The organism is Roseateles sp. L2-2, assembly GCF_050613215.1.
Lineage (GTDB): Bacteria > Pseudomonadota > Gammaproteobacteria > Burkholderiales > Burkholderiaceae_C > Roseateles > Roseateles noduli.
In genome coordinates this window covers 4,767,896-4,779,747 of record NZ_CP192509.1, presented here as the reverse complement: position 1 = coordinate 4,779,747, position 11,852 = coordinate 4,767,896, and the positions used below count along the sequence as shown (strand labels likewise).

At 69.8% G+C, this 11,852-nt stretch carries 14 protein-coding genes; 1 reads left to right on the top strand and 13 read right to left on the bottom strand.

Going from position 1 to position 11,852, the window contains the following annotated elements:
• Window positions 1-13: 13 nt before the first annotated feature.
• Entirely contained in the window at window positions 14-337 is a 324-nt protein-coding gene (locus tag ACQZ13_RS21270; protein WP_431047900.1) for a hypothetical protein, read from the top strand.
• Between the two features lie 89 nt (window positions 338-426).
• Here the strand turns inward: ACQZ13_RS21270 and ACQZ13_RS21265 are convergent, their stop codons facing one another.
• The 13 genes from ACQZ13_RS21265 to ACQZ13_RS21205 all read right to left on the bottom strand — a co-directional run bounded on the left by ACQZ13_RS21265 (window position 427) and on the right by ACQZ13_RS21205 (window position 11,837).
• Entirely contained in the window at window positions 427-840 is a 414-nt protein-coding gene (locus ACQZ13_RS21265) for an energy transducer TonB (protein ID WP_431047898.1), read from the bottom strand.
• A complete protein-coding gene (locus ACQZ13_RS21260) occupies window positions 837-1,349 on the bottom strand; it encodes a cytochrome b/b6 domain-containing protein (RefSeq protein WP_431047896.1) in 513 nt (170 codons plus the stop codon). Before ACQZ13_RS21260 ends, ACQZ13_RS21265 begins: the two co-directional genes overlap by 4 nt.
• A 47-nt stretch (window positions 1,350-1,396) precedes the next feature.
• Entirely contained in the window at window positions 1,397-1,705 is a 309-nt protein-coding gene (locus tag ACQZ13_RS21255; protein ID WP_431047894.1) for a PepSY domain-containing protein, read from the bottom strand.
• A gap of 20 nt (window positions 1,706-1,725) precedes the next feature.
• The gene (locus ACQZ13_RS21250) at window positions 1,726-2,412 is read right to left on the bottom strand and encodes a Fe2+-dependent dioxygenase (protein WP_431047892.1); all 687 of its coding nucleotides are present in this window, start codon (window positions 2,410-2,412) and stop codon (window positions 1,726-1,728) included.
• Between the two features lie 22 nt (window positions 2,413-2,434).
• Complete coding sequence (locus ACQZ13_RS21245) at window positions 2,435-4,753, bottom strand: TonB-dependent receptor (RefSeq protein ID WP_431047890.1); 2,319 nt, start codon at window positions 4,751-4,753, stop codon at window positions 2,435-2,437.
• 63 nt (window positions 4,754-4,816) lie between these two features.
• A complete protein-coding gene (locus tag ACQZ13_RS21240; protein WP_431047888.1) occupies window positions 4,817-5,236 on the bottom strand; it encodes an ExbD/TolR family protein in 420 nt (139 codons plus the stop codon).
• 13 nt (window positions 5,237-5,249) lie between these two features.
• Window positions 5,250-6,026 (bottom strand): MotA/TolQ/ExbB proton channel family protein, encoded by a 777-nt coding sequence (locus tag ACQZ13_RS21235; protein WP_431047886.1) that lies wholly within the window; start codon window positions 6,024-6,026, stop codon window positions 5,250-5,252.
• Window positions 6,027-6,028: 2 nt separating this feature from the next.
• Window positions 6,029-6,715 carry an energy transducer TonB gene (locus ACQZ13_RS21230; RefSeq protein ID WP_431047884.1) on the bottom strand — a complete coding sequence of 229 codons (687 nt, stop codon included), beginning with the start codon at window positions 6,713-6,715 and terminating at the stop codon, window positions 6,029-6,031.
• Window positions 6,716-6,720: 5 nt separating this feature from the next.
• Window positions 6,721-7,299 (bottom strand): Fur family transcriptional regulator, encoded by a 579-nt coding sequence (locus tag ACQZ13_RS21225; RefSeq protein WP_431047882.1) that lies wholly within the window; start codon window positions 7,297-7,299, stop codon window positions 6,721-6,723.
• 69 nt (window positions 7,300-7,368) lie between these two features.
• Window positions 7,369-7,776, bottom strand: a complete 408-nt coding sequence (locus ACQZ13_RS21220; protein ID WP_431047880.1) for a GtrA family protein — start codon at window positions 7,774-7,776, stop codon at window positions 7,369-7,371.
• Window positions 7,777-7,811: 35 nt separating this feature from the next.
• Window positions 7,812-10,283, bottom strand: a complete 2,472-nt coding sequence (locus ACQZ13_RS21215) for a TonB-dependent siderophore receptor (protein WP_431047878.1) — start codon at window positions 10,281-10,283, stop codon at window positions 7,812-7,814.
• 47 nt (window positions 10,284-10,330) lie between these two features.
• Window positions 10,331-11,347: a FecR domain-containing protein gene (locus tag ACQZ13_RS21210; protein WP_431047876.1), complete on the bottom strand. Its 1,017-nt coding sequence runs from the start codon at window positions 11,345-11,347 to the stop codon at window positions 10,331-10,333.
• Window positions 11,340-11,837, bottom strand: coding sequence for a sigma-70 family RNA polymerase sigma factor (locus ACQZ13_RS21205; RefSeq protein WP_431047874.1), 498 nt, complete (start codon window positions 11,835-11,837; stop codon window positions 11,340-11,342). The genes ACQZ13_RS21210 and ACQZ13_RS21205 overlap by 8 nt, the downstream gene beginning before the upstream one ends.
• Window positions 11,838-11,852: the final 15 nt, after the last annotated feature.

The following is an 11,852-nucleotide window of genomic DNA, read 5'->3' as shown; positions in this document are numbered from 1 at the left end:
GTAGACTGAGCTCATGGGACTTGACGCACAGGTGATCGCGATCGGGCCGTTCTCGCAGGAGATCGCCAATTCTCTTGAGTACGCTGCGCAGCGCTATGCAGGGGTGCCGGTCGGGGCGACTGTCATCACGACGATCTTCCTGGCTCCCACAAGTTCCGACAGCCATGCGCTGGCGGAGGCGTTCGGGGTCGGCGCTTTTGAGATGGGCAAGCACCATCTCGACGCAGACAAGGTCGACTTGGCGCAACTGAGAGACTTGTGTAGCGAGCGGGAAACGGCAGACTTCTTGAACCTGAGAGCGCACGGCTTCCAGTTCTACTACCTTCCGAACGGCTAGAGGGTCGTCGCAGCGCGCGGCCAGCGATGGTGTCCGCGCTTACAGCGCATGCGAGGTTCTGTTCTCACGCATGCGGAAGGGCACCGCTTTTACCGCGGAAACGGCGCCGCCTTCTGCGCCGGCACGCTGAAGCGCGCCTGCACCGTCGCCTCGACCGGCTTGCCGTCGACGAGGTGCGGATTGAAACGCGCTGAGCGCAGCGCCATCACCGCCGCCTGATCGAACTCGCGCCGACCGCTCGTGTCGATGATCTCGACGGCTCCGACAGAGCCATCCGTCAACAGACGCCCGCGCAGCGACACACTGCCCGACGGACGTCCGTCCCCGGACATCCAATTCATTTGCAGCTTGACCGGCGTCAGTGGACGGAGTTGCTCCAACTGGACCGTCTCGCGCGGCCATTCCGCGGGCGCTGTCGCGCAGCCTGTGGTGAACGCCGAAACGGCCACCACGGCGGCCGCCATCAAGGCGATTCCAGCTCGCCGGAACTCCGTGTTCATCATGGTTCTCTCCCTTCCTGCTTGCGCCCAGTCACCATCGACCACGCCAGATTCCTACGCTCGCGCAGCGACATCACGATCACGCCGATCAGGTGTCCTGCGACCAGCGTCGCGAGCAGCCACGCCAGCGCCGCATGCGTCTGCTCCAGCCAGCCGTATCCCCAGAAGGCATCGGTGGTGTAGAGCCATCCGGTGAAGCTCGTGAGCCCGACGGTCGTCAGCAGCGCGAGGATCATCCAGCCGCCCAACGGGTTGTGGCCGAGGTGATCGGGCTCTTCGCCGCGCAGCAGCGACGCGGCATATCGCCAGGTGTTCGACGGGCTTCGGACGAAGTCGCCGAAGCGCGCATGGCGCGCGCCGACGAAGCCCCACACGATGCGCAGCAGCACGATGCCGGCGGCCGCGTAGCCCAGCGCGTGGTGCAGCGGGTGGAACCAGTGACCGGTGCTCCACACCGCGATCACGGTGGACGCGAGCGACCAGTGGGCGATCCGCACCAGCGGATCCCACACCGCGACACTGCTGTTGCGAGCGTCGTTGCGGCCGCCGCGATTCCCGATCACTTCTTGGGCGAAGGCGCCGTCTCAGCGCTCGGCTGGATGCGCTCGAAGGTCTTCGGATTGAAGAACGCCTCGACGCGTTCGCCCTTGTCGTCGAAGCCGTAGACCTCGTAGCAGGTGCTGAAGGTCTTGACCTGGCGCACGCGCCAGCCCTTGTCGACGAGCTGGCGCTGCAGCTCCATCTGCGGGCGCCATTCCGCCTTCGGCTCGTTGGGACATGCCACGTCGCCGTGCGCGAACGCGGCCGTGGAGGAGAGGAGGGCAGCGCCCAGGGCGCCGATCGACAGGAGTCGGGAAGTCAGTTTCATCATCGACCTTTCTTGCAGGCTCAGAAGTCCAGCCACATGCGCAGCAGGTTGTGATACGTCGCCGTCAGTCCGATGACCGACGGATCCGCCTCGCCGTTGCGGCTGCGCAGGCTCATCAGGTGCTGGTCCATGTCGAACAGCAGGCGGCGCTGCTCGTCGCTGCGCACCATGCTGTGGATCCAGAAATAGCTCGCGAGCCGGAAGCCCCGCGTCACCGGCTCCACGCGGTGCACGCTGTGCCCCGGGTAGAGCACCATGTCGCCGGCGGGCAGCTTCACGCGGTGCTGGCCGAAGGTGTCCTCCACCATCAGCTCGCCGCCGTCGTACTCGTCCGGATCGGCGAAGAACACCGTGCACGAGATGTCCGTGCGCACGCGCCCCGTGCCGTCGCGCAGGTAGCGCACCGCGCTGTCCACGTGATTGCCGAAGCTGTTGGCCTCGCCGCCGTAACGGTTGAACAGCGGCGGCGAGATCTGCTTGGGCAGCGCCGCCGAGAAGAACAGCTGGTGCCGCGCGAGCCCGTCCAGCACCAGCTTCTGCAAGGCCAGCGTCTCTTCGCAGGTCTCGGGCAGCTGCGTGTTGTTCTTGGCCACGGCCGACTGCGAGCCGGCGGTCATGCGACCGTCGGCCCACGGCGCCCGGGCCAGGATCTCGCGCGCCTGACGGAGCTCGTCGGCGGAGAGGACGTTGCGGACGTGCAGCAGCATGGTGCGGACTTCCTCTCGATGCTCAGAAGCGCAGGCCCAGCGTGGCCTTGACCGTGCGCGCCTCACCCGGCGTGTAGAAGCCCGGGTAGAGCTGGTCGCCGTAGACCTTGTCGGTCAGGTTGTTGGCGTTCAACTGCACGTACATGTCCTGGCTGATCGTGTACTCGACCATCGCGTCGTAGGCCACGTAGCCCGGCGCGCGCGCCGTCAGCGACGCCGCCGCCGTGCCGCCCTGCAGCGGACGGTTGGTCGACGCGCCCCGCGCGCCGCCGGCCACGCGCCACTTCGGCGAAAGCTGGTAGCTCAGCCACGCCGCACCGGTGTGCTTGGGGCTCAGGCCGACCTCGTTCGTCGTCAGCGTCACCGCCGTGCCCACCTTGTCGATCCACGCGTGATGGATCCACGAGTAGGACAGGTAGACCTCCAGCGCATCGGTGACGCGGCCGGTCACGTCGAACTCCGCGCCCTGCGAGTGCCGCTTGCCCGACAGCACCGGGAACTGGCCGGCGAAGTCGGAGTCGGTGGTCCGCTCGTTGTACTTCTCGGTACGGAACAGCGCCGCACGCGTCGACAGCGCACCGTTGAACCAGTCCAGCTTGGCGCCGACCTCGATGTTGCGGCTCTTCTCCGCGCCCACGTCGGCCGTCTGCTGGTTGGTGTACTGGTAGGTGTCGGCCGAGGTGTTGAACGAGGTGCCGTAGGACACGTGGTACGACTGCGACGGCGTCGGCTGGTACAGCACGCCGAAGCGGCGGCTCCACAGGCCCGGATAGGACAGGCGCGACTCCGTGATGCCGCTGGGCGACGTGGCCGTCGTGGTGTTGGCGTAGGCCAGGCTGTGCATCGTCGACTTGACCTTGTCGTAGCGCAGGCCGGCCAGCAGCTTCCACTGTTCGGTGACCGAGATCAGGTCCTGCACGTAGGCGCCGAAGGCGCGACCCGAGTAGTCGCTGCCCTTGCGGTAGGTCGGCACGGCCGGCGTCACGCGGCCGTCGTTGGGCGTGCCCACCGAGGTGCCGCCCTTGTTGTAGTTGGTGCCGACGGTGCCGTAGGCGGTGAAGCGGTCCGCCTTCTCCTTGGACGCATCGATGCCGGTCAGCACGTCGTGGCGCATGCCGAACCAGCTGAAACGGTTGCTGTAGTCGCTCTGCAGGTAGGTGCCGTCGATGTCGTCCTTGCGCGGCGACAGGCCGCTGCGCGTCATCGCGGTGCCGTCGTTCAGCGTGGCCGAGGTCACCGCCGGCGAACCCGCCGGGCAGGCGCCCGCCGCGTTGAGCGCGGCGCCGCAGTAGCCGCCCGTCGTGCCCCAGCTGTCGCGCTTGTAGTTGCCGGTGCGGAACTGCGTGCGCAGCTCGCCGCCGTCGTTGAAGCGGTGCGTCCAGATGCCCGACGCGTACATGGCCTCGCCCAGCAGGTAGTCGCTCGAGGTGCCGTAGAAATTCTTCGCCGGGATGTTGGCCGCGACGCTGCCGCTCAGGTAGCGCAGGCTGGACATCGGCACGTTGTGCGAGTTCAGGTAGAAGCCGCCCAGCGTGAACTCGTCGCGGCTGCCGATGCCCCAGCTGATCGTCGGGGCGACGCCTTGCTTGTCGATACGCGCGCCGTGGTTGTCGGCGCTCTGGCCCATCGCGTTGATGCGGATCGCCGCGTCCTCGCCGATGCGCTTGTTGAAGTCGCCCGTGACGCGGAAGTTGTCGCCCGTGCCCACCGTCGTGATCAGCTCGTTCATGTCGGCCAGCACCGGCTTCTTCGTGACCTGGTTGATCACGCCGCCGGTGGAGCCGCGGCCGAACAGCATCGACGCCGCGCCGCGCATCACCTCGATGCGGTCGTAGTTGAAGCTGTCGCGGTCGTACTGCGACGGATCCTTCATGCCGTCGATCAGCAGGTCGCCCGTCGTCGCCACCGGGAAGCCGCGCAGGCGGATGTCCTGGTCGGTGCCGTTCTCGGTTGCGGCGAAGGTGATGCCCGCCGTGTAGTGCAGCGCCTGCTTCAGCGTGTCGAGCTTGACGTCGTCGATCAGCTTCTCGGTCATGACCGTGATCGACTGCGGAATGTCGCGGATGTCCTGCTTGCCCTTGCCGATCATCGTCTTGGTGGCCTGCAGCGTCTCCTTGGCGGACTCCTCGGCGGCGGCCTTGACCTTCACCTCGGGCAGCATCGCTTCGGACGGGGCCGAGGCGGGCGGCGCGGGCGGCACCGGCACCTTGGGCGCGGTCGACTGCGCCATCGCGGAACCCGCGACGAGCATCACGCCGAAACCGGCGGCGAGTGCGCCCAGCGGCAGCACGGCGGGAGCGCTCTCCTGAGCGCGGACCTGTTTCTTGATCTTCTTGGACATGGGGATCTCCGGGACGTGTTCTGAATCGTTATGAATGGGAGGAGGGCTGGCTGAAGGCGACGCTCAGGGCGCCTCGGGCTCGCTGACGAAACCGACCTTGCTCAGGCCGGCGTTGGAGGCGTCGCCCAGCACCTGCGCGACGTAGCGGTAGGGCGTGTCCTGGTCGGCGCGCAGATGCACCTCGGGCTGCGGGTCGAGGCGACCCGCTTCGGCGAAGCGGCGGCGCGTCTCCGCGCGGTCGACGGGTTCGCCGTTCCAGAACCACTGGCCGGCCGGATCGATCGCGAACTCGATCTTCTCGGCCTTGGCCACGTTGGCCGCGGCGTCGACCTTGGGCAGCTGCAGCTTGACCGCGTTGGTCAGCAGCGGCGCCGTGACGATGAAGATCACCAGCAGCACCAGCATCACGTCGATGAGCGGCACCATGTTGATCTCGGCGGTGGGCGCGTTGCCGCGCCGGGAGTCGAAGCTGGCGAAGGCCATGGCCGGCTCCCGATCAGGCTCGCGCGGCGCTGATCGCCACCGGCTTGGCGGCCGACGCCGTCGGGGATCCGGCCGATCCAGTGCCAGTGCTTGCTCCGGCGCCGGCCAGCGTCTGACCCATCGCCACGAAGGTGTGGATCTCGTACGCGAAGGCGTCCAGGCGCGACAGGATCACGCGGTTGGCGCGGGTCAGCCAGTTGTAGGCGACGACGGCGGGGATCGCGACGGCCAGGCCGACGCCGGTCATGATCAGCGCTTCGCCGACCGGGCCGGCGACCTTGTCCAGCGTGCCCGAGCCGCTCATGCCGATGGCCACCAGCGCGTGATACACGCCCCACACGGTGCCGAACAGACCGACGAAGGGGGCGGTCGCGCCCACGGTGGCGAGCACCGTCAGGCCGTTCTCCAGCCGCGTGGTCTCCTCGTCCAGCACCTTCTTGATGGTGCGGGTCACGAATTCCCCCGAGCTGCCGGCTTCCTCCAGCTTGGCCGCGCCGTAACGCGCGTGATGCGCCTGCGCATGCATCGCATGGCTGGCCAGGTGCGAGAAGGGATCGCGCGCGCCGTGCGTGGCGATCTCGTGCGCGACCGCGTCCAGCGACGTGGCGTTCCAGAAGAAGTCCAGGAAGCGCGTGCTGCGGCGCTTGCTCAACTGCAGGACGATGCCCTTGATGAAGATGATGGACCACGAGGCCACCGACATCAGCACCAGGATCACCAGCAGCGTCTTGCCGACCACATCGCTCTGCGCGATGAAGTGGCCGAAGCCGAGGGAGGCGTCATTGTTCACGTTCAGTTCTCCAGATCGAAACTCAAGGGGATGAAGGCCCAGCCCGCGGTGGGCTGGCCGTTCTCGGTATAGGGACGGAAGCGCGCCTTGCGGACCGCGGCGAGCGCGGCCTCGTCCAGCATCGGGTGGCCCGTGGAGCGGCTCAGCTGCACGGCCTGCGGCAGGCCGGCCTCGTCGATGTAGACGCGCACCAGCGCCTTGCCGGTCTCGCGCAGGCGGCGCGAGGCGCGCGGGTACTCCAGCTGCGGCGCCACGAGGTACTGCACGGCCGAGGCCGGGATGGTCTTGGGCGGCGCCGGCGGCGCAGGCGGTGCGGGAGGAGCCGGCGGCGCGGGAGGCGCGGGCGGCGCCATCACGGGCAGCGGCGGTGCGGGCTCGGCGACGAAGACCGGCGCGGCGACCTGCGGCGTCGGCGCGGCCGCGATCAGCGGCGCCTTCGGCGGCGGTGTCTTCGGCACCGGCGTGGGCGGCGGCGGGGGAGGAGGCGGCGTCGGCGCGGGCGGCGCCACGATGTTGACGAACACCGGCGCGGCCTCGATCACGGACTGGCGCACGGCGTCGATCTGCAGCAGGCCCCAGCCGGCGAGCACGTGCGCGCCCAGCGCGCCGGCGACGACGCCGCGCCATTGCAGCGGGGTCAGGATGGAGGGCGCCTGCGGCGGTCGCCGCGGAGTGGAGGAGGTGGACATGAGGTTCAGGAAAGGCGCGAGGACGTCGACATCGACGCCGGCAGCGGCGCGCAGGAGGCGCAGGAGGCACACGTGACGCAGCGTCCGCGCAGGACCACGGTGGGCTCCGTCATCGCGAAGCCGTTGTCCCGCGCCAGGGTGTCGAGCTGCAGCTGCAGCGCGCTGGTGTGCAGGCCCCGCACCTGGCCGCAGTCGGCGCAGATCAGCAGGGCCACGAAGCGCTGGTCGCGCCGCGGCGAGAACAGCGCCGGCCCTTCACCGAGGCGGTAGCGCTCGATGAGGTCCATGTCCGCGAGCAGCGACAGGACGTTGTAGATCGTGGCCAGGACGATGCGCTCGCCGCGCAGCAGCACGGCGCGGAAGATGTCCTCGGCGGAGATCAGTCCGTTGGCGGGCGTGCGTTCGCGCAGGGTCTCCAGGACCTGCACGCGCACGCGCGTCGGCTTGATGCGGTGCGCGGCGAGGAAGGCGGCCGCCGCCTGTCCCGCGGCCGACAGGGGCTGCGCGACGTCGGAGACCGACGCGGCGCCGGCGTCGTTGGCGACGCGGGCGCGGGAGAAGGCGGAGGTGGTCGAGCGGGGCACGGTGACGGGAAGCGCGTTTCTTTCCCTGTCTGCCGCGCGAACCCCGGAAAGGGGAACTCGGAATGAAAACTATTCTTGCGAGCGTGCGATGAACGCCCAGCGGCTGCTGAGCAGATAGGTCAGCACGGCGACCCCGAGCAGCACGATCACCAGGCTCACCTGGTAGGACTGGTCGGTCCAGCGGAGCATCGCGGCGTACGCGAGCTCATTGATGACGAAGCCGCCCGCCGAGATCGCGGAGAAGCGTGACGCCGAGCGCCACAGCGGCACGCCGTGGCCTTCGAAGGTCATCCGGTGGTGGCCGAAGAAGGACACCTGCAGCGCGACGATCCAGCCCAGCACGTTGGCGACCAGCGGATGCCAGTGCACGGTCTGGACGATGGCGGTCACCACGCCCCAGTGCACCAGCGCCGCGGCGGCGCCGACGGCGATGAAGCGGGGGATGCGGCGGGTGTGGCCGGAGCCGGCGTCGGTCATGAAGGAAGGCGAGGGCGAGGGCGGCGTGCGAGACGTCAGAACTTGAGGTGGACGCCCAACCGGATGTCGCGCGGGGAGCCCGGGGTGATGTTGTTGTTGCTGTGCGCGAAGGCGTAGTAGCGGCGGTCGAGCAGGTTCTCGATGTTCAGCTGCAGGCGCCAGGACGCGTCGGGAGTGAAGAATAGCGCGGCGTCGAGACGCCCGTACCCGGGCAGGCGCACGGTGTTGTCGGTGCTCGTGAACACGGCGCTGCGCATCTGCACGCCCAGGCCCGCCGACCACGCGGGCGTCAGGGCCCAGCGGTTCCACACCGAGAGGCTGTGCCGCGGCACATGCGGCATCCAGGCGCCGGCGGGTGCGAGCGTCGACAGCGATTCGCGCACGACGCTGCGTTGCAGCGTGTAGGCCGCGGTGACCTGCCAGTCCGGCGTCACCTGCCCGGTGAGGCTGAGTTCCAGCCCGCGGGTCCGCTGGCCGTCCACGAGCAGCAGCGCCTGCGTGGGTGCGCTTGGGTCCACGACGGCCACGTGCCGGCGGTCGAGCTGGTAGGCGGCCAGGCTCAGCTCCAGCGCGCGGTTCGGCAACCACTTCGCGCCGGCCTCGATGTTGTCGAAGCGCTCGGGGGACAGGTCTTGCGAAGCCGGCGTCAGCACGTTGAGCTGGTCGCCCGCGCGCAGCGCGTAGCCGAGGCTGTAGTTCACGTACAGCGACAGCGGCGGCGTCGGCTTGAAGATCACGCCGGCGCGCGGCGACCACAGCGGGTCCCGGCTGTGCAGGCGCTGGCCCAGCGTGTGGTCGTCGACGTCCAGCCGGATGTCGTCGTGCCGCAGGCCGAGCGTGGCCTGCCACGCGGGGCTCAGCGTGATCTGGTCCTGCAGGTAGAGCGCGCCGAGGTGGAGCTCGCTGGCGTTGTCGGGGTCGCTGGCGCGGTGGAGGAAGGTCAGCGGCACCCGGGAGACGGACGCGTCGATCGGCACCCAGATCGCCGTGGTGGGCGCTGCGCCCGTCGACGAAGCGGCGAAGTAGCCCGTCTCGCGCCGGTTGTCGCCCTGCTGGTGACCGAGCTCGGCGCCGGCGAGCCAGCGATGCTCGATGCCGCCCCACTGCGTCGTCCACGGCACGTCGACCTGATGGAACACGTTCTGGCGCCGCATGCGGCTGTTGTGCGCCAGCAGCGAGACCTGCAACGGGCCCGTGGCGGCGTCGCGGCGCACGGAACCGGGGAAGGCGTTCTGGAAGAACTTGTCGTAGTCGGCCAGGCGGGCCTTGTACTGCAGCGTGACGCCCGGGGTCAGTTCGGTGTCGAGCTGGACTGTCGCGGCGTTGAGCCGGATCCAGGTCGTGCTGACGTCCGGATTGCCGAAGAAGCGCGAGGCCTCCACATGCAGCGGCCGCCCTTGCCAGGACGGGATGCCGCGGTCCGCCGTGCGATGGTCCTGGAAGTGCTCGAAGGACACCGTCGCCAAGGTGCGCGAGGTCGGCCGCCACGCCAGTGCGGGACTGATCCCCGTGCGCCGGAGGTGGAAGTGGTCGCGGTAGCCGTCCGAGTCTTCGCTCAGCGCGTTCAGGCGCAGGGCCAGCGTGGGCGAGAGCACGTGTTCCAGATCGACGGTGCCGCGCTGGTGGTCCCAGGTGCCGACTTCCACGGACGCCTCCGCGGCGTCGCGCCAGCGCGGGACCTTGCTCACTCGGTTGATCAGCCCGCCGACGGCGCCGTGTCCCACGGTGCTCGCGCTGGGCCCGCGCAGGACCTCGACGCGGTCGATGTTGTAGAGGTCGCGGTAGTACTGGACGTCGTCGCGCAGACCGTCGAGCAGGAAGTCCGAGGTCGACAGGTTGCCTCGGAAGACCGGCGTGTCGCGGTTGCCTTCGCCCTGGGCGGCGCCCAGCCCCGGGACGTAGCGCAGCAGGTCCGCCATGCTCTGCGGCGCCTGGTCGCGGATCAGGTCCGCGGACAGCACGCTCACGGCCTGCGGCAGGTCCTCCAGCGGCGTGTCGCCGCGCGTCGCCTGCGTGGCGCTGCCGACCCGGTACCGCGGCTCGCCGCCGCTGCGCGCGCGGATGCGCACTTCGGGCAGCGTCATGGCTGCGCGGTCGCCGTCCCGGTAGGCGGCCTGCGTCGACCCCGGCCGGCGCTCCAGCGTGAAGACGTCGCCGTCCAGAATCAGGTGCAGCTCGGTGCCGGCCAGCAGGCGGCCGAACGCCTCGCGTGCGGTCATGCGTCCGCGCAGGCCGGGCTGGCGCTCGTCGGCGACCGTCGCCAGGTCCACCGAGAAGATCAGCCCTGCGTCCGCCGCGATGCGGGTCAGCGCCATCGCGAGCGGACCCGCCGGCAGGTCGACAGTCTGGACGGTGTCCAGCGCGCGCAGAGGCGCCGTCGATGCCGACGTCGCGATGCCCGGCCGGCTCGGCGAGTCAGGCGATGCCTGCGGCTGAGCTTGCGCGACGGCGGCGATCAGCAGCAGGCCGGCGAGACAACGCGGCGAGGAAAGACGGACAGGGAACATCAACCCTTTGCCGCACGAGAACAGAAAAAGGGAACCGCGCGCAACCTTCAAGCGGCTTCGATGCGGGTCCACCAGGGCAGCGGCGAGCTCACCTTGATGGGCAGGGCGCGCGTCAGGGCGCGCCACAGCTGCGGGTCGTCGTCGAGCGGGAAGGTGCCCACCACGCGCAGCGCGGCCACGCGCTCGTCGCAGGTGATCAGGCCGCGGCGATGGCGGGCCAGGTCCCGGCTCACCTCCGCGAGAGAGAGCCCTTCCGCCACGTACAGGCCGCGCACCCAGGCGGACAGCGTGGCCGGCGCCGTGCGGACCTCGCCCACGGCAGATCGATCGAAACGGGCCTGCTGCCCGGCGGCGACCACGCGTTGCGCGCCGGTCCCGGCGCAGCGCACGGCCACCTCGCCGTCGAACACGGCCAGGCGGCAGTCCGCGTCGTCGCGCCAGACGCTGAAGCGCGTGCCGCGGGCTTCCAACGTGCCTTCGGCCGTCGTCAGGCGCCACGGTCGGCCGGCGGCGTCGGGGCCGGTCTTGACCAGCACCTCGCCCCGCAGCAGCTCGACGCGGCGTTCATCGGTCCCATACGCGACCTGGACCGCCGTGTCCGTGTTGAGGTGCAGGATCGTGCCGTCCGGCAGCCGGAATTCGCGCCGCTCGCCGACGCCGGTGTGGGCGTCCGCGATCAGGTCCTGCCAGGGCGCCGCGCGCCAGGTCAGCACGCCGACGGAGCAGGACAGGCCCAGCACGCCCAGCAGCTTCAGGCTGCGGCGGCGGCTGGCGCCCGCGCTGCGCACCGTGTCGATCGCCGAGGCGGCGGCCCGGCGGTCGACCTGACCCGCCAGGCTCAGGAAACGGGAGTTGATGGCCTCGACGCGCTGCCACGCCGCGGCATGGGCCGGATCGGCGTCGCGCCAGGCCCGCCAGGCGCGGTGGTCCTCGTCGCTGGCGGAATCCTGCAGCACGGCGAACCACTCGGCCGCCTGGGTCAGGTGTTGCTGGTTGCGGTCGCGGTCGACATCGTGGTCGATATCGCGGTCGGGTGTGCCGCGGGCCGGGCTCGCCTCAGCCATGGAGCTGGAGCAGCCTGGCCATGGTCTGAGCCATGTACTTCTTGACCATGCGCTCGGAGACGCCGAGCTGATCGGCGATCTCCTGGTAGGTCAGCCCTTCCAGCTGGGCGAGCACGAAGGCGCGCGCCGCCTTGGGCGGCAGTTCCGCCATCATCTCGTCGATCTGCGCCAGCGCCTCGACGGCCTGCGCACGGTCCTCGGGCGAGGCCGCGTACGGCACGCCCTGGGCCTGCAGCGCCTCCAGGTAGGCGTGCTCCAGATCCTGCCGGCGCCACAGCGACACGACCAGGCCGTGCGCGACCGTGGTCAGGAAGGCGCGCGGTTCCTGCAGCGCCTGGACCGCCTTGCTGGCCCACACCTTGACGAAGGTGTCGTGAGTCAGGTCCTCCGCCTTGTGGCGGCAGCCCAGCTTCCTGCTCAGCAGGCCGCGCAGCCAACCATGGTGGTCGGCGTAGAGCGTGCTGAAGGCTTGGGCGGGATCGGATCGCATGGCGATGCAGGAGCG